This is a genomic window from Mesorhizobium sp. LSJC280B00 (genome assembly GCF_000502835.1).
In the GTDB taxonomy this organism is placed as follows: Bacteria; Pseudomonadota; Alphaproteobacteria; order Rhizobiales; family Rhizobiaceae; genus Mesorhizobium.
This window is the reverse complement of record NZ_AYVL01000007.1, coordinates 1-17,052: the sequence shown is the minus strand read 5'-3', so window position 1 is coordinate 17,052 and position 17,052 is coordinate 1. Positions and strand designations below refer to the sequence as shown.

At 63.2% G+C, this 17,052-nt stretch carries 13 protein-coding genes and 2 pseudogenes; 12 read left to right on the top strand and 3 right to left on the bottom strand.

The window, feature by feature from the left end; genetic code table 11:
* Positions 1-31: 31 nt before the first annotated feature.
* From xdhB to uraH, 3 genes and pseudogenes are all read right to left on the bottom strand, one after another.
* Positions 32-2,383, bottom strand: coding sequence for a xanthine dehydrogenase molybdopterin binding subunit (gene xdhB, locus X773_RS51545; protein WP_023676224.1), 2,352 nt, complete (start codon positions 2,381-2,383; stop codon positions 32-34).
* A pseudogene (gene xdhA / locus X773_RS51540) lies at positions 2,383-3,938 on the bottom strand (xanthine dehydrogenase small subunit). The gene xdhB and the pseudogene xdhA overlap by 1 nt, the downstream one beginning before the upstream one ends.
* Position 3,939: 1 nt before the next feature.
* Entirely contained in the window at positions 3,940-4,314 is a 375-nt protein-coding gene (gene uraH, locus X773_RS51535) for a hydroxyisourate hydrolase (protein ID WP_023676223.1), read from the bottom strand.
* A 173-nt stretch (positions 4,315-4,487) separates the two neighbouring features.
* Between uraH and puuE the strand changes: the two genes are divergently transcribed.
* From puuE to X773_RS0137680, 12 genes and pseudogenes are all read left to right on the top strand, one after another.
* Positions 4,488-5,921, top strand: coding sequence for an allantoinase PuuE (puuE, locus tag X773_RS51530; RefSeq protein WP_023676222.1), 1,434 nt, complete (start codon positions 4,488-4,490; stop codon positions 5,919-5,921).
* Positions 5,922-5,969: 48 nt separating this feature from the next.
* Positions 5,970-6,833: a bifunctional allantoicase/(S)-ureidoglycine aminohydrolase gene (locus X773_RS51525; RefSeq protein ID WP_031211652.1), complete on the top strand. Its 864-nt coding sequence runs from the start codon at positions 5,970-5,972 to the stop codon at positions 6,831-6,833.
* Positions 6,830-7,333 (top strand): ureidoglycolate lyase, encoded by a 504-nt coding sequence (locus X773_RS51520; RefSeq protein ID WP_023676220.1) that lies wholly within the window; start codon positions 6,830-6,832, stop codon positions 7,331-7,333. The genes X773_RS51525 and X773_RS51520 overlap by 4 nt, the downstream gene beginning before the upstream one ends.
* Complete coding sequence (locus X773_RS0137695) at positions 7,333-7,926, top strand: nucleoside deaminase (RefSeq protein ID WP_031211650.1); 594 nt, start codon at positions 7,333-7,335, stop codon at positions 7,924-7,926. Before X773_RS51520 ends, X773_RS0137695 begins: the two co-directional genes overlap by 1 nt.
* Before the next feature lie 85 nt (positions 7,927-8,011).
* Complete coding sequence (locus X773_RS0137685; protein WP_031211648.1) at positions 8,012-9,994, top strand: CocE/NonD family hydrolase; 1,983 nt, start codon at positions 8,012-8,014, stop codon at positions 9,992-9,994.
* Positions 9,995-10,148: 154 nt separating this feature from the next.
* A complete protein-coding gene (locus X773_RS51515; protein ID WP_023676219.1) occupies positions 10,149-11,735 on the top strand; it encodes an ABC transporter substrate-binding protein in 1,587 nt (528 codons plus the stop codon).
* A 16-nt stretch (positions 11,736-11,751) separates the two neighbouring features.
* On the top strand, positions 11,752-12,711 hold the full coding sequence (locus X773_RS51510; RefSeq protein WP_023676218.1) for an ABC transporter permease: 960 nt from the start codon (positions 11,752-11,754) through the stop codon (positions 12,709-12,711).
* Between the two features lie 11 nt (positions 12,712-12,722).
* The gene (locus X773_RS51505; RefSeq protein WP_023676217.1) at positions 12,723-13,550 is read left to right on the top strand and encodes an ABC transporter permease; all 828 of its coding nucleotides are present in this window, start codon (positions 12,723-12,725) and stop codon (positions 13,548-13,550) included.
* Positions 13,550-15,235, top strand: coding sequence for an ABC transporter ATP-binding protein (locus X773_RS51500; RefSeq protein WP_023676216.1), 1,686 nt, complete (start codon positions 13,550-13,552; stop codon positions 15,233-15,235). The genes X773_RS51505 and X773_RS51500 overlap by 1 nt, the downstream gene beginning before the upstream one ends.
* Before the next feature lie 93 nt (positions 15,236-15,328).
* Positions 15,329-16,168 (top strand): alkaline phosphatase family protein, encoded by an 840-nt coding sequence (locus X773_RS51495; RefSeq protein WP_084641081.1) that lies wholly within the window; start codon positions 15,329-15,331, stop codon positions 16,166-16,168.
* A 133-nt stretch (positions 16,169-16,301) separates the two neighbouring features.
* Positions 16,302-16,865, top strand: a complete 564-nt coding sequence (locus X773_RS51490; RefSeq protein WP_023676214.1) for a sigma-70 family RNA polymerase sigma factor — start codon at positions 16,302-16,304, stop codon at positions 16,863-16,865.
* Positions 16,862-17,052 (top strand): annotated as a pseudogene (locus X773_RS0137680) (anti-sigma factor); the annotation flags it as partial. The gene X773_RS51490 and the pseudogene X773_RS0137680, both read left to right, overlap by 4 nt.

Below are 17,052 nucleotides of genomic sequence, written 5' to 3'. Positions count from 1 at the left end.
TTTTCGGCCTGAATTGCACGTTTTCCGGGATTCAAGTGCCGGTTTTGGCTTCCCGCTTCAGCCGTTCGATCGCCATCAGCACACGCTCCGGCGTGGCCGGCGGGTCGAGGCGCGGGCAGATCTTGTGGCTGGCAACGCTCGCAACTGCGTCCGACAGCGCATGCAGCACCGACATTGCGAGCGGAAAGGGCGGCTCGCCGACCGCCTTGGAGCGGTGCACCGTCGGCTCGCCTGCTTGCGCCCAGTCGGCCAAAGTCACATTAAAAATCTTCGGCCGGTCCGACGCGAGCGGGATCTTGTAGGTCGATGGCGCATGGGTGCGCAGCCGCCCCTTGTCGTCCCACCACAGTTCCTCCGTCGTCAGCCAGCCCATGCCCTGGATGAAGCCGCCCTCGATCTGGCCGAGGTCGATGGCGCGGTTCAGCGAGCGGCCGGTTTCGTGCAGGATGTCGGTGCGCTCGACGACATATTCGCCGGTCAGCGTATCGACCGAGACTTCCGAGCACGCGGCGCCATAGGCGAAATAGTAGAAGGGATGGCCCTCGCCCTTGTCGCGGTCCCAATGGATTTTCGGCGTCTTGTAGAAACCCGCCGCCGAAAGCTGGATGCGCGCCATATAGGCCTGCCTGACGAGATCGGCGAAGGCGATCTCCTGGTTTCCGATGCGCACGCGGTTGGGCAAGAACAGCACCTGGTCGCGCGGCACCTGGTATCTCTCGACGGCGAAATTGATCAACCGGTCCTTGATCTGGCGGGCGGCATTCTGCGCCGCCATGCCGTTGAGATCGGAGCCGGAAGACGCGGCGGTGGCCGAGGTGTTCGGCACCTTGCCGGTCGTCGTCGCGGTGATCTTGACCTGATCGAGGTCGATCTGGAACTCTTCCGCCACGACCTGCGCCACCTTGACATAGAGGCCCTGCCCCATCTCGGTGCCGCCGTGGTTCAGATGCACCGAACCATCGGTATAGACATGCACCAGCGCGCCGGCCTGGTTGTAGTGGGTGGCGGTGAACGAGATGCCGAACTTGACCGGCGTCAGCGCCAGTCCGCGCTTGATGAAGCGGCTGTTGGCATTGAAAGCATCGATGGTGCGGCGGCGCCTCGCATAGTCGGAACTCGCCTCCAGCTCGGCGACGATGCGGTGGATGATGTTGTCCTCGACCGTCTGGTGATAGGGCGTGATGTTTCGGTCGCTGGTGCCGTAGAAATTCTTTTTGCGGATTTCGAGCGGGTCCTTGCCGAGGGCAAACGCAACTTCGTCGATGACGCGCTCGGCGCCGACCATGCCTTGCGGGCCGCCGAAGCCGCGAAAGGCGGTGTTCGATACCGTATTGGTGTAGAGCGGCGCCGATTGCGCGTGCACCGCCGGCCAGAAATAGGTGTTGTCGCAATGGAACAGCGCGCGGTCGGTGACCGGGCCGGAGAGGTCGGCCGAGAAGCCGCAGCGCGCCGCGAACATGAAATCGACGCCCAGAATATTGCCCTCGTCGTCGAAGCCGACCTCGTAGTCGACGAGGAAATCGTGGCGTTTGCCGGTGGCGATCATGTCGTCGTCGCGGTCGGGCCGGATTTTCACGGCCCGATGATGTTTCTTCGCGGCGATAGCGGCCAATGCCGCAAACTGATTGCCTTGCGTTTCCTTACCGCCGAAAGCGCCGCCCATCCGGCGGATTTCCACCGTCACCGCGTGGCTCGGAACACCGAGCGCGTGGCTGACCATGTGCTGGATTTCGCTCGGGTGCTGGGTCGAGGAATAGATGGTGACGTCGTGGTCCTCGCCAGGGATGGCCAAGGCGATATGGCCTTCGAGATAGAAATGCTCCTGGCCGCCTATGCGCATCTTTCCCTTCAGCCGGCGCGGCGCCGCCTTGATCGCAGCCGCTGCATCACCGCGCTTCAGCGTCAGCGGCGGCGTGACCAGCTTATCCATCCGTGGATCGAGCTCACCGACATCGGCGACGAACGGCAATTCCTTGTATTCGACCTTGGCCAGCCTCGTTGCACGGCGCGCCTGCTCGCGGGTTTCGGCAATGACGCAGAAGATCGGCTGGCCAAAGAATTGCACCTTGCCGTCGGCCAGCACCGGCTCGTCGTGACGGCCGGTCGGCGAAATGTCGTTCTCGCCTGGCACGTCGCTCGCCGTCAGCACGTCGATGACGCCGGGTGCGGCGCGCACCGCCGAAAGGTCCATGCTGGTGATGGTGGCATGCGTCGCCGTCGAAAGCCCAAGGCAGCCATGCAGCGTGCCGGCCGGTTCCGGCATGTCGTCGATATAGACGGCCGTGCCACTGACATGCTTGTGCGCGGAATCATGGCGCTGGTCGGTGGCGACGCCGCCGGCGATTTTTTTTGCCTTCAGGTTTGGCGTGGCGTGCTTGTTCATCATGCCGCCTCGTGCCGTGATACCTGGATCGGCGCCCGGGTGCCGGTGGTTTCGGCAAAGAAGCGCAGCAGCAGGTTGCGCGCCGCCAGCGCCCGGTATTCGGCGCTTGCCCGCATGTCGGTCAGCGGCGTGAAATCGTCGGCATACGCGGCCATCGCCGCCTCGACCGTCGCTTCCGTCCAGGGCTTGCCAAGCAATGCCTTTTCGACGCCAAAGGCTCGCTTCGGCGTTGCCGCCATGCCGCCGTAGGCGATGCGCACATCCGCCACCGTGTCATCCTCGGCGAGCTTCAGGATAAACGCGCCTAGCGCTGCTGTGATGTCTTCGTCGCGGCGCTTGGTGATCTTGTAGACGGCAAATTTCGTCTCGCTGCCTGGCACCGGGACATGCACGGCCTCGACGAATTCGCCGGGCTGCCGGTCCTGTCGGCCATAAGCGATGAAAAAATCCTCCAGCGGGATCGTCCGCCGCTTGTCGCCGCGGCGCAGCGTCAGGCGGGCACCGAGTGCGATCAGCGGCGGCGGCGTGTCGCCGATCGGCGAACCGTTGGCGATATTGCCGCCGATGGTGCCCATGTTGCGCACCTGATCGCCGCCGATGCGATCGAACAGCGGGCCGAGCGCCGTGATGCGTTTCGCCAGCATCGAGAAGGCTTCGCTATAGGTGACACCGGCGCCGATCGAGATGACGCCTTTGTCCTCGGAAATCCCGCACAGACCGTCGAGATTGCCGATGAAAATCGCCGGCGCAATATCGCGCATGTGCTTGGTCACCCAAAGGCCGACATCGGTCGAACCCGCGACGATAGTGGCTGCCGGCTCCTTGACCAGCACGCTGGCCAGATCGTCGGCATTGGCCGGCACGATCAGCCGCATGCTGCCGGAGCCGATCTCGATGCGCGAACCGTCCTTCATCGCTTCGAGCTTAGCCGTGACTGACTTGCGCTCCGCCGCCAGCGGNCGATCTCGATGCGCGAACCGTCCTTCATCGCTTCGAGCTTAGCCGTGACTGACTTGCGCTCCGCCGCCAGCGGATCCTTTGCCGCCGGGCCGTAGCTGGAGATGGCACGTGCGGCGCGCATGATCGCCTCGTAGCCGGTGCAGCGGCAGAGATTGCCTTGCAGCGCCTTTTCGATGGCGGCGTCCGACGGCTCCGGCGTCCGCATCCACAGAGCATAAAGCGACATGACGAAACCCGGTGTGCAGAAGCCGCATTGCGAGCCGTGGAAATCGACCATCGCCTGCTGCACGGGATGCAGTTTTCCTGCGTCGCCGCGCAGATGCTCGACGGTCACTACATGCGTGCCGTCTAGCGAGCCAAGGAAGCGGATGCAGGCATTGACGCTTTCATAGACCAGTGTTCCACCGGAGAGCCTGCCGACCAGCACCGTGCAGGCGCCACAGTCGCCCTCGGCGCAACCTTCCTTGGTGCCGCGCAGCGAGCGGTCGAGCCGCAGCCAGTCGAGCAGGGTCTGGTCGGGTGCAACCGTGCCGAGCGCGACGTCCTCGCCATTGAGGATGAAGCGGATTTCGTTGCGTGTCTTGATCCCTGCCATCTCAGCTTCCCCGGTAGGTCGAATAACCGTACGGCGACAGAAGCAGCGGCACATGATAGTGCATCGGCTCGGCCATACCGAAGCGGATCGGCACATGGTCGAGGAAGGCCGGTTCCGGCAGTTTTGTCCCTTGCCGGCGCAGATAATCGCCGGCCGCAAAGACCAGCTCGTATTCGCCGGTACGGAATTCCGCGCCGGCAAGCAGCGGAGCATCGCAACGGCCGTCATCATTGGTGACGACCGTTTTCAGATGCGTCCGGGCCTGACCGTCAAGATGATAGAGCTCGATCGACAGACCGGCCGCCGGTTTACCGGCCGCAGTGTCGAGGACGTGGGTCGTCAGGCGCCCGCCTTCGGCTTTCGACGTTTCCGCCACTGGCTGCTCCATTCCCTGCACAGTCGAACACTATTCATGAATTGTGCGCCAATTAAAGGCGATGCATAAGTCCCGGTCGAGCGGACCGCGACAAAAACACTTTCAAAAATTTCGGGGGAATGCGCAGGCACTCCTTTCGACTATCCTGATCACAATTTCCGGCAGGAGCGAGAATGCGTTACGAACGAGACATGCGCGGCTACGGAGCCAATCCGCCGGATCCGAAATGGCCCGGCGGGGCGCATGTCGCGGTGCAGTTCGTCGTCAATTACGAAGAGGGCGGCGAGAATTGCGTCCTGCACGGCGACAAGGCTTCGGAGGCTTTCCTGTCGGAGATCGTCGGCGCCGCGCCCTGGCCCGGCCAGCGCCACTGGAACATGGAATCGATCTACGAATACGGCGCCCGAGCGGGCTTCTGGCGATTGCTGCGCCTATTCAGCGCGGCGCAAGTGCCGGTCACCTGCTATGGCGTCGCCACGGCCCTGGCGCGTTCGCCCGACCAGGTTGCGGCGATGCAGGAGGCCGGCTGGGAGATCGCTTCGCACGGGCTGAAATGGATCGACTACCGCGACCATGCGCCAGAAGACGAGCGCCGCGACATGGAGGCGGCGATCCGGCTGCATTATGAGGTGACAGGGGCGCGGCCGACCGGCTGGTACACCGGCCGCACCTCGATCAACACGGTGCGGCTGGCGGCGGAAGAGGGCGGCTTCGATTATGTGTCGGACACCTATGACGACGAACTGCCCTACTGGTTCGAGCATGCGGCACCGGACGGGTCGGCGAAGCCGCAGCTGGTCATCCCCTATACGCTCGACGCCAACGACATGCGCTTTGCCACGCCGCAAGGCTTCAACTCGGGCGACCAATTCTTTGCCTATCTCAAGGATAGTTTCGATACGCTCTATGCCGAGGGCAAGGCAGGACGGCCGCGCATGATGAACATCGGCCTGCACTGCCGCCTCGTCGGCCGGCCGGGCCGGGTCGCGGCACTGAAGCGCTTCATCGACTACGTCAAATCACACGACAAGGTCTGGCTGGCACGGCGCATCGACATCGCAAAACATTGGCAGGAGACGCATCCGTTCCGGTTGCCGGCGCTGCGCCCGTCGAAAATGGAATTCGAGGCCTTCGTCCATACATTTGGCGGCGTGTTCGAGCATTCGCCGTGGATTGCCGAGCGCGCTTATGAGCTGGAGCTCGGCCCGGCGCATGACAGTGCCGGCGGCCTGCACAATGCGCTCTGCCGCGTCTTTCGCGCGGCAAGCGAGGCCGAGCGGCTTTCCGTGCTCAATGCCCACCCCGACCTTGCCGGAAAACTGGCGCAGGCCAAGCGGCTGACGGCGGAATCCTCGAGGGAACAGGCTTCGGCCGGCCTCGACGCGCTGACCGACAAGGAGCGCGAGCTGTTCGCAAAACTCAATGCCGCCTACGTCACCAGTTTCGGTTTCCCCTTCATTATTGCGGTGAAAGGCAAGACCAAGGGGGAGATCCTGGCCGAGTTCGAGGCGCGTATTGGCAACAGCCACGATGTCGAATTCGAAACCGCCTGCAGACAGGTCGAGCGCATCGCGCTGCTTCGTCTCAAGGACATGCTTCCGCAATAGGCTTTGGCTGCCGCGATAGGCCCTGGCTTCCGCAACAGGCTTGAATTTATGGATATGATGAAAATGGCCGAGCGAACCTATTATGCGCCGCAGGGCGGACATCCCGGCCAGAGCGAATTGCTGACCGGCCGCGCTGTGTTCACACAGGCCTATGCCGTCATCCCCAAGGGCGTGATGCAGGACATCGTCACCAGCGCCTTGCCGTTCTGGGATGGGACACGCGTCTGGGTGCTGTCGCGGCCGCTGTCGGGTTTTGCCGAGACGTTTTCGCAATACATCGTCGAGCTCGCGCCTGGCGGCGGCAGCGACCACCCTGAGCTTGACGCCGCCGCCGAAGGTGCGCTGTTCGTGGTCGAAGGCGAGCTAAGCGTTTCGCTTGCCGGCAAGAAACATAGCTTAAGGCCGGGCGGCTTTGCCTTCCTGCCGCCGGCGAGTGGGTGGACGGTGCACAATGAAAGCGGCGCCGCCGTCCGCTTCCACTGGATCCGCAAGACTTATGATGCAGTCGACGGCATCGAGCCGCCGCAAGCGTTCTTTGTCAACGAACAGGACATCGCGCCGACGCCGATGCCGGGTACCGAAGGCCGATGGGCGACCACGCGCTTCGTCGATCCGGCCGACATGCGCCACGACATGCATGTCACCATCGTCACGCTCGAGCCGGGCGCGGTCATTCCTTTCGCCGAGACGCATGTCATGGAGCACGGGCTCTATGTGCTGGAGGGCAAGGCGGTCTATCGTCTCAACCAGGACTGGGTCGAGGTCGAGGCTGGCGATTATATGTGGCTGCGCGCCTTCTGCCCGCAGGCTTGTTATGCCGGCGGGCCAGGCAAATTCCGCTATCTCCTCTACAAGGACGTCAACCGCCACGCCAAGCTTGGCAGCGCCGGCGTCGCGAGACCTACACCATGACCCGCATCGTCGCGCGGCCGCTGACCCGCGAGAATTTCGCCGAATTCGGCGACGTCATCGATATGGGCGGCGACAACCATTATCCGATCAATGGCGGCAAGGCCGAGCGCTACCATGACCTCGCCACCGCGGAAGCACGAGGGCCGAATGCGCGCGTGCTGATCTCGATGGTGCGTGGCACGCACTATGAGCTGCCGTTGAAGCTTACCATGGTGGAGCGCCATCCGTTTGGCAGCCAGGCCTTCATCCCGCTGTCACCACGGCCGTTCCTGGTCGTCGTCTGCCATGACGGCGAGGAGGGCCCGGGCGAGCCGCATGCCTTCATCACCGCGCCCGGGCAAGGCATCAACTATCCGCGCAATTTGTGGCACGGCGTGCTGACGCCGATCGGCGAGCCGCAGGACTTCCTGGTCGTCGACCGTGGCGGCGACGACTCCAATCTCGAAGAGTGCCATTTCTCGCACGCCTACGAGATACATCTTCCCGATGGGAGCCGGTGATGACCGACATTTCGCTGATCGACCGCCTGCTCGATGTCATAGAGCACGACATCGTGCCGAAGACGGCCGAGGGCGTCGCGCATGGCAACAAGTTGTTCGGCGCGGCGATCCTGCGCAAGGACGACCGCTCGCTGGTGCTTGCCGAAACCAATAACGAGACCGAAAACCCGCTCTGGCACGGCGAGGTGCACTGCCTGAAGCGCTTCTACGAACTGCCGAAAGCCGAGCGCGTCGACACCAGGGAGGCTATCTTCCTCGCCACCCACGAGCCCTGCTCGCTCTGTCTATCGGCGATCACCTGGACCGGCTTCGACAATTTCTTCTATCTGTTCAGCCACGAGGACTCGCGCGACAGCTTCGACATCCCGCACGATTTGAAGATCCTGAAAGAGGTCTTCACCCTCGATCCCGGCGGCTACAATGCCGAGAATGCCTATTGGAAGAGCTTTTCGATCCGCAAATTGGTGCGCTCGCTGCCGGACCCCGAGCGCGGTCGGCTGGAAGCGCGCATCCACACAATATCAACGCGCTATGACGAATTGTCCGGCGCCTATCAGGCCGGCAAGGACGAAAACGACATTCCGCTGAATTGACGCGGATTGACCAGCCGAATTCGTTGACTGGCCCATGACGCGCTCTCACGGGCTCCATCATCTGGCGCTCCTGGAGTTCGCCCGCATGAAAATCGTCACTGAATTCCCCCGAAAGATCGTCGAATTTCCGGATATGGGGATCATCATGCCGGACGGCTGCCGGCTGTCGGCGCGGGTGTGGATGCCGGCCGATGCTGCCGACGACCCAGTGCCGGCAATCCTCGAACACCTGCCCTATCGCAAGCGCGACGGCACGATCTATCGTGATCAGCTGACGCATCCCTATTTTGCCGGCCACGGCTACGCCTCGATCCGCGTCGACATGCGCGGCAATGGCGATTCCGAAGGGCTGATGGACGACGAATATTCCGAGCAGGAATTGCAGGACGCTTGCGACGTCATCGCCTGGGCGGCGGACCAGCCCTGGTGCAACGGCAATGTCGGCATGATGGGCATTTCGTGGGGCGGCTTCAACTGCCTGCAGGTGGCGTCTAAGCAGCCGCCGGCGCTGAAGGCGGTCATCAGTCTCTGTTCGACGGTCGACCGCTATGCCGACGACATCCACTACAAGGGCGGCTGCCTGCTGATCGAGAATTTCGGCTGGGCCTCGACCATGCTGTCCTATTCGTCAAGGCCGCCGGATCCGTTGCTGGCCGGCGACAACAGATGGCGCGACCTGTGGCTGACCAGGCTGGAGAACCAGCCCTTCCTGGCACCGCTGTGGCTGAAGCACCAGCATCGCGATGCCTATTGGAAGCGCGGCTCGATCGGCGAGGACTATTCCGCCATCCATGCCGCGGTGCTGTCGATCGGCGGCTGGCATGATGGCTATCGCAATACGATTTCCCATCTCGCCGTCAATATCGAGGCGCCGGTCAAGGGCATCGTCGGCCCGTGGATCCACAAATACCCGCATTACGCCGCGCCCGAACCGCGCATCGGCTTCCTGCAGGAGGCCTTGCGCTGGTGGGACCGCTGGCTGAAGGACATCGACACCGGCGTCGAGGCCGACCCCGCCTACCGCGCCTATGTCATGGACAGCGTGCGTCCGGCGCGCTGGCATCCCGAGCGGCCGGGCCGCTGGGTCGCTGAATCGGAATGGCCGTCACCTAACATCAAGACGCAAGAGGTTGAGCTTATCGCTGAAGGCAACCACGCTATCGTCGCTTCGCCGCAAAGCTGCGGCCTCGCCGGCGGCGAATATTTCCCCTTCACCTTCGGCCCGGAACTGCCGGGTGACCAGCGCCCCGACGATGCGCTGTCGGTGTGCTTCGACCAGCCGGTGCTGACCGAAACGGTCGACATTGTCGGTGCTCCCGAAGTTGTGGTCAGGGTCTCGTCGGACCGGCGCCAGGCGAACATCGCGGTCCGGCTGTGCGACGTCCATCCGGACGGAGCATCGGAGCTGATTTCCTACGGCGTGCTCAACCTGACACATCGCAACTCGCACGAATTTCCCGAAGCGCTGGTGCCCGGCGAGACCGTCAGCGCCCGGGTGGTGCTCGACCAATGCGCCTATCGCGTGCCGGCCGGCCATCGCTTGCGCGTTGCCGTTTCGAACGCCTACTGGCCGATGATCTGGCCGTCGCCGGAGCCGGTCCGGCTGGAATTGTCGGCCGCGACATTGATGCTGCCGGTACGCCCGCCGGCGACAGGCGACGAGGTCACCTTCCCCGCCCCCGAAAGCGCCACGCCCTGGGCAACCGAAACGGTCCGCGCCGCCAATTCCGAGCGTCATGTCGATCGCGACGAAAAGACCGGAATGATTACGCTTTCCATCGTCGACGATTTCGGTGAGGTGCGCGACCTGGAGCATGGCCTCGCCAATGGCAGCATCGCCAGAGAGACATGGGCGATCCATCCCGACAATCCGCTGTCAGCCTCGGGCAAGACGCATTGGACCCAGACGCTGTCGCGAAATGGATGGTCGGTGCGCACCGAAACCTTCGCCGAAATGCGGTCCGACGCGCAAAGCTTCGTGGTTAGCGCCAGAATCGAAGCCTACGAAGGCGAAAAACTGGTCTTCGAGCGCAACTTCGAGGAGAAAATCCCGCGCGCACTGCTTTGAGCGCTTATAGCGATTGGTCCAATTGCGACGCACGATTTACGCCACGGCATGTCGCATTCGGTCTTGCTTACCGCTTTCCCTTACGGTCATTATTCTCCCGATAGAAATGAGAAAAACGACCATAAGGTCGGACCAGCAGAGTGAGGAACTCAACATGTCAAACGAACTGGAATATCTGAGCCGGCGCGTTGCGTCCGGCAAGCTGAGCCGTCGCGATTTTCTCGGCCGGGCAGCAGCGCTTGGCGTCACCGCAACCATCGCCAATTCGCTGCTATCCAGCGCTTCCCGCGCGGCGGGTCCGGTCAAGGGCGGCACGCTCAAGGCCGGCCTGGTCGGTGGCGAGTCCACCAACAGCCTCGATCCGGCGCTGTTTATGACGCAGGTGCCGTTCGCCTTCGGCAAGATGTGGGGCGAACTGATCGTCGAACTGTCTCCCGAAGGCAAGCTCGAGAACCGCATCGCCGAGGAGATCGGCTCGTCGGACGACGCCAAGACCTGGACGCTGAAGATCCGCGATGGCGTCGAGTTCCACAACGGCAAGAAGGTGACCGCAGAGGACGTGGCCGCCACCCTCGAACGCCATTCGGACGAGAAGTCAAAGTCCGGTGCGCTCGGTTATATGAAAGGCATCGAGAGCATCAAGGCCAGCGGCAAGGAAGTGGTGCTGACGCTGAAGGAGCCGAATGCCGACCTGCCCTACCTGCTTAGCGACTATCACCTGATCATTCAGCCGAATGGCGGCAAGGACAAGGCCGATGCCGGCATCTCGGCGGGTCCTTACAAGGTCACCACCAACGAGCCCGGCGTGCGCCATGGCGGCGAGCGCTTCGCCAATTATTGGCAGGGCGACAAGATGGGCCATGCCGACCAGATAGAGATCATCGTCATCAACGACGCCACGGCGCGCACGGCCGCCCTGCAGGGCGGCCAGGTCCACATGATCAACCGCGTCGAGCCGAAGATCGTCGATCTGATCAAGCGCGTGCCCGGCGTCACCATCCGCAACCATTCGGGACCCGGCCACTACGTCTTCATCATGCACTGCAACACCGCGCCGTTCGACAACAACGATTTGCGGATGGCGTTGAAGCTGGCGATCGACCGCGAGGAGATGCTGAACAAGGTGCTGCGTGGCTATGGCTCGCTCGGCAACGACTTCCCGATCAATGCATCGTACCCGCTATTCACCGAAATCGAGCAGCGCAAATACGATCCCGACAAGGCCAAGTTCCACTACAAGAAGTCGGGCCATGACGGTGCCGTCCTGCTCCGGACGTCGGACGTCGCCTTCCCCGGTGCCGTCGATGCTGCACAGCTGTTCCAGCAGAGTGCTGCCAAGGCCGGCATCACGCTGGAGATCAAGCGCGAGCCGGGCGACGGCTATTGGTCGGAAGTCTGGAACAAGCAGCCCTTCTGCGCCTCCTACTGGGGCGGCCGGTCGACGCAGGACCAGATGTACTCGACTGCCTATCTGTCGACGGCCGACTGGAACGACACACGGTTCAAGCGTCCGGATTTCGACAAGATGGTGCTGGCGGCTCGCGCCGAGCTCGACGAGGCCAAGCGCAAGGCAATGTACCACGACATGGCTGTGATGGTGCGCGACGAGGGCGGCCTGATCCTGCCGATGTTCAATCAGTTTATCGACGCGACGGGCGCCAAGGTTGCCGGGTGGGTGGATGATCCGCATCAGGAGTTGATGAACGGATATGCTCTGGCGAAGTGCTGGCTCGAAGCCTGAGCCCGGCCTTGCGGATATGTCCTCACCCATCGTGAAACTGGTGGCCCAGCGCATTGCGCTGGGCATTCTGCTGCTGTTGGCCGTTTCGGTCCTGATCTTCGCCGGCACCCAGATCCTGCCCGGCGACGTCGCGCAAGCCATCCTAGGACAGTCGGCGACACCGGAGTCGCTCGCCAATCTGCGCGAGCAGCTCGGCCTCAATGATCCCGCTTACATCCGTTATTTTCGCTGGCTCGGCGGCATTCTGACCGGTGATCTCGGCACGGCGATGTCGAGCGGTCAGGATATCGCAACCTCTATCAAGGGAAGGCTGTGGAACACGCTGTTCCTCGCCTTCTGGGCGGCGGTCGTCGCGGTGCCGCTGGCGATCATCCTCGGGCTGATCGCGGTGCGCTACCGCAATGGCTGGGTCGACAAGCTGATCTCGGGACTGGCGCTGGCCTCGACGTCCTTCCCGGAATTCTTCGTCGGCTATGTGCTCGTCTTTTTCTTCGCGGTGCAACATCAATGGTTTCCCGCCATTTCCACTGTCTATGACGGGATGCCTTTCGGCGAACGCATTCAGGCCATCGCACTGCCGGCGGCGGCGCTGACCCTGGTGGTGCTAGCCCATATGATGCGCATGACGCGCGCCGCGATCCTCAATGTCATGCAGTCGGCCTATGTCGAAACCGCCGAACTCAAGGGGCTTTCGGCCTTCGCGGTCATCCGCAGGCATGCCTTCCCCAATGCCATTGCGCCGATCATCAACGTCGTGATGCTCAATCTCGCTTACCTGATCGTCGGCGTCGTCGTGGTCGAAGTTATCTTTGTCTATCCAGGCATGGGCCAATACCTCGTCGACCACGTCACCAAGCGTGACGTGCCGGTGGTGCAGGCGGTCGGGCTGATCTTCGCCGCCGTCTACATCAGCCTGAACATCATCGCGGACATAGCGGCGATCATCGCCAATCCGCGCCTCAGACATCCGAAATGAGGGGGGCGGGTATGCTCGTCATCAAACGCATCCCCATCCCGGCATTGGTCGGCATCGTGCTGACGGCGCTGTTCGTGCTGGCAGCAATTTTTGCGCCGTGGATCGCGCCGCATGGCAATGCCGAGATCGTCAGCGACGTCCCTTGGGAACCGATGTCGGCGGCGCATTGGCTGGGCACCGACAATCTCGGCCGCGATCTGTTGTCGCGCATGATCTACGGCGCCCGAATCACCCTGTTCATCGCGGTGCTGGCGACCGCGCTGTCGTTCTCGCTCGGTGCCATCCTCGGCTTCTCGGCCGCGGTGTTCGGCGGCTGGTTCGACACGCTTCTGTCGCGTCTCGTCGATCTCCTGATGTCGATCCCGACATTGATCATGGCCCTTGTCGTGCTGTCGGTGCTGCCATCCAATCTGGTGACGCTGATCCTGGTCATGGGCGTTCTGGATTCGACCCGCGTCTACCGCCTGTCGAGGGCGGTCGCCGTCGACATCAACGTCATGGATTATGTCGAGGCGGCCAAATTGCGCGGCGAAGGCAGCGGCTGGATCATCTTCCGCGAGATCCTGCCCAATGCGCTGTCGCCGCTGGTTTCGGAACTCGGCCTGCGCTTCATCTATGCCGTACTGTTCCTGTCGACGCTGTCCTTCCTCGGCCTTGGCGTGCAGCCGCCTAGCGCCGATTGGGGCGGCATGGTCAAGGAAAACAAGGACGGCATCGTCTTCGGCATAGGCGCCGCCCTCATTCCGGCGGCGGCGATCGCAGCGCTGGCGATTTCCGTCAATCTCGTCGCCGACTGGGTGCTCAACCGCACGACAAGCCTGAAGGGAGGACGCGGGTAATGGCTGACAAGCAACCGAAGCCCGGGCAACCGAAGCCCGGGCAACCGAAGTCCGGCGTGCTGCTCGACATTCGCAATCTGCGCATCGAGGCCACGGTATACCCGCCGGGTGAGGCGCCGAAGAACATCGTGCTGGTGCACGATGTCTCGCTGACGCTGGAGAAGGGCAAGGTGCTTGGCCTGATCGGCGAGTCCGGCGCCGGCAAATCGACCATCGGCCTGTCGTCGATGGGCTACGGCCGCGGCGGCGTGCGCATCACCGGCGGCGAGGTCATCCTCAATGGCCGCGACATCCTGAAGGGCGGCAACGAAGGATTTCGCAAATTGCGCGGCCGCGAGGTCTGCTATGTCGCGCAATCGGCGGCAGCCGCCTTCAATCCGGCGCACAGGCTGATGGACCAGGTGGTCGAGGCAGCACTCCTGCACGGCACGGCGACGCGGGCCGAAGCCGAAAAGCGCGCCGTGGCGCTGTTCAAGAAGCTCAGCCTGCCGAACCCCGAAAGCATCGGCGAGCGCTTCCCCCACCAGGTCTCGGGCGGTCAGCTGCAGCGCGTGATGACGGCAATGGCGCTGTGCTCGGAACCCGACCTGATCGTCTTCGACGAGCCGACCACGGCGCTCGACGTGACGACGCAGATCGACGTCTTGGCGGCGATCAAGGATGCCATCCGCGACACGCATGTCGCGGCGCTCTACATCACTCACGACCTTGCCGTCGTCGCCCAGGTCTCGGACGAGATCATGGTGCTGCGCCACGGCCGGCTGGTCGAATGGGGCGGCACCCGCCAGATCATCAAGGAGCCGCGCCAGGAATACACCAACGCGCTGGTTTCGGTGCATGAGATCGAACACCAGGAGCAGAAGCCTGGCACGAGCCCGTTCCTGTCGGTCAAGAACATCACCGCCGCCTATGGCCGCAGTCACATCAAGGTGCTGAAGAACGTCTCGATCGATATTTTCCCCGGCCAGACGCTGGCGGTGGTCGGCGAGTCCGGCTCCGGCAAATCGACACTGGCGCGCGCCATCACCGGCCTCTTGCCGCCCGAACAAGGCACCGTCACCTTCGACGGACGGCCGCTCGCCAACCGGCTTGCCGACCGGCCGAAAGAGGATCTTCGCCAACTGCAGATGATCTACCAGATGGCCGACGTGGCGATGAACCCGCGCCAGACGGTCGGCACCATCATCGGCCGGCCGCTGGAATTCTATTTCGGTCTGCGCGGAAGGCAACGTGACGCCCGTGTCGCGGAACTGCTCGACAAGATCGAAATGGGCAAAGGCTATGTCGACCGCTATCCGGCCGAGCTTTCGGGCGGCCAGAAGCAGCGCGTCTGCATCGCCCGCTCGCTCGCCGCAAAGCCGAAGCTGATCATCTGCGACGAGGTGACCTCGGCGCTCGATCCGCTGGTCGCCCACGGCATACTGGAGCTGCTCCTCGGGCTGCAGAAAGAGGAAAACGTCGCCTATCTGTTCATCACCCACGACCTGGCCACGGTCAAGTCGATCGCCGATTCAATCGCCGTGATGTATCGCGGCGAAGTGGTGCGCTACGGCGCCAAGAGCACCGTGCTGACGCCACCCTTCGATGCCTACACCGATCTTTTGCTATCGTCGGTGCCAGAAATGGAGATCGGCTGGCTAGAGAAAGCGATCAAGGGACGGCGCATGGCCAGCGCGGGGAACTAGCGGGCCGCCCTTTGCGCCCGACGATCCTGTCCGGGCGTGGATTGAACGGCAGGCCCGCCCTGACTTTTCCGATTAAGCCGCATGGAGGCGCCCTTGGCGCTCAACACAAAACTATTGCTCATCATCCTCGACGGCGTGCCTTACCGGAACTGGCGACGGCTGATGGGCAATCTCGAAGGCTGGGTGCAATCAGGCGAAGCCCGCGTGTGGAAGATGCGCTCCGTGCTGCCGTCGACCTCGGCATCCTGCTATGCCTCGATCCACACCGGCGTGCCGCCTCAAGTGCACGGCATCCTGTCGAACGAGAACCGGTTTCGCGTCGAACAGCCGGACATCTTTTCCGAAGTCAGCAGGGCCGGCGGCAAGACCGGTGCGGTCACCCACTCCTACTGGTCCGAATTCTTTCGGGCCTATCCGTTCGACCTGGTCGAGGACATGGAGTTCGACCAGCCGGGCAGGCCGATCAGCCATGGCCGGTTCCACACCATGACCGGCTACAATGCCAGGAACCAGATGACGCCGAGCGACGTCGACCTGTTCGCGACGTTGACCATGCTGACCAGGCGCTACGGCATCGACTACGGCATCCTGCACAGCTGCACGCTGGACTCGATGGGCCACCGCTTCGGCCATGACTGCCACGAGATGGATCATGCCGTCTATGCAATGGACGCCATGCTCGCCGGCTTTCTGCCGCGCTGGCGGGAAGCCGGCTACGAGGTGATCGTCACCGCCGATCATGGCCAGACCGATCGCGGCCATCATGGCGGCCACGACGAGGAGATGCAGGATTTCGCACTTTACTACTTCGGATCCGGCGAGGGTCCGGAAGCCAATACGCTGCTCGATCAGCTGCAGCTCGCGCCGACGGTGCTTGTGCGCCTCGGCGTGCCGGTGCCGGCGACGATGAAGGCCGAGCCATTCCTGAGCTGAGCGCGCGCCCTCTTCTCCCTCTGGCAACGCTCCCGCTCTTCAGTTAGCCTCCGCAAATATACGGGCGGATGCGGTGAACCTTTTTGGGCCGATCAGCGACAGAGCAGGCAGGAGCCAGGCGGCTCGACCGGCGATGACGGCCGCGGAGACCGATCGCGCGCTTGTCGAGCGGGTCGCGAAAGGTGACCGTGCCGCCGTGCGGCTCCTGTTCATGCGCCACCACGCGCGGGTCTACCGCTTCGTGGCACGCCAGACGGGATCGGAACTGATGGCCGACGATATCGCGAACGAGGTGTTCCTCGAACTCTGGCGGCAGGCACCGGCCTTCGAGGGGCGCTCGGAGGTCTCGACATGGCTGCTCGGCATTGCCCGCTTCAAGGCGCTGTCCCTGCTGCGCAAGAAGAAGGAAGACTGGATCGACGACGATGACGCGGCCCGGGTCGCCGACGGCGCCGACACGCCGGAAGTCGTGACGATGAAGGAAGACAAGGCCGCCGCCTTGCGACGCTTTATCGATGCCATGCCGGAAGAGCACCGCACGGTGATCGACCTTGCCTATTATCACGGGCAATCGGTGAGCGAGATCGGCGAGGTACTCGGCATCCCGGTCGCAACGGTCAAGACCAGGATGTTCTACGCCCGCAAGAAACTCGGCGAAGCCCTCAAGGCCGCCGGTTACGACAGGGGGTGGCCATGAGCGCCGCTGAAAAAATGTCACGCCGCGACGAAATGGAAATGCTGCTGCCGTTTTATCTGAACGGCTCGCTGGAGGGCACCGAGCTCGAAGCCATCGAGGAATGGCTGGCGAGCGATCCGGCGGCGATGGCCGCACTAGGCGAGGCCGAGGCCGAATTCTCCGGCACCGCTGCCGCAAACGAGGCAAT

Excerpts from the sequence above, each read along its gene's own strand:
- xdhB (WP_023676224.1), bottom strand. The coding sequence starts at position 2,383 with ATGAACAAGCACGCCACGCCAAACCTGAAGGCAAAAAAAATCGCCGGC.
- puuE (WP_023676222.1), top strand. The coding sequence starts at position 4,488 with ATGCGTTACGAACGAGACATGCGCGGCTACGGAGCCAATCCGCCGGAT.
- X773_RS51525 (WP_031211652.1), top strand. The coding sequence starts at position 5,970 with ATGGATATGATGAAAATGGCCGAGCGAACCTATTATGCGCCGCAGGGC.
- X773_RS51520 (WP_023676220.1), top strand. The coding sequence starts at position 6,830 with ATGACCCGCATCGTCGCGCGGCCGCTGACCCGCGAGAATTTCGCCGAA.
- X773_RS0137695 (WP_031211650.1), top strand. The coding sequence starts at position 7,333 with ATGACCGACATTTCGCTGATCGACCGCCTGCTCGATGTCATAGAGCAC.
- X773_RS0137685 (WP_031211648.1), top strand. The coding sequence starts at position 8,012 with ATGAAAATCGTCACTGAATTCCCCCGAAAGATCGTCGAATTTCCGGAT.
- X773_RS51515 (WP_023676219.1), top strand. The coding sequence starts at position 10,149 with ATGTCAAACGAACTGGAATATCTGAGCCGGCGCGTTGCGTCCGGCAAG.
- X773_RS51510 (WP_023676218.1), top strand. The coding sequence starts at position 11,752 with ATGTCCTCACCCATCGTGAAACTGGTGGCCCAGCGCATTGCGCTGGGC.
- X773_RS51505 (WP_023676217.1), top strand. The coding sequence starts at position 12,723 with ATGCTCGTCATCAAACGCATCCCCATCCCGGCATTGGTCGGCATCGTG.
- X773_RS51500 (WP_023676216.1), top strand. The coding sequence starts at position 13,550 with ATGGCTGACAAGCAACCGAAGCCCGGGCAACCGAAGCCCGGGCAACCG.
- X773_RS51490 (WP_023676214.1), top strand. The coding sequence starts at position 16,302 with ATGACGGCCGCGGAGACCGATCGCGCGCTTGTCGAGCGGGTCGCGAAA.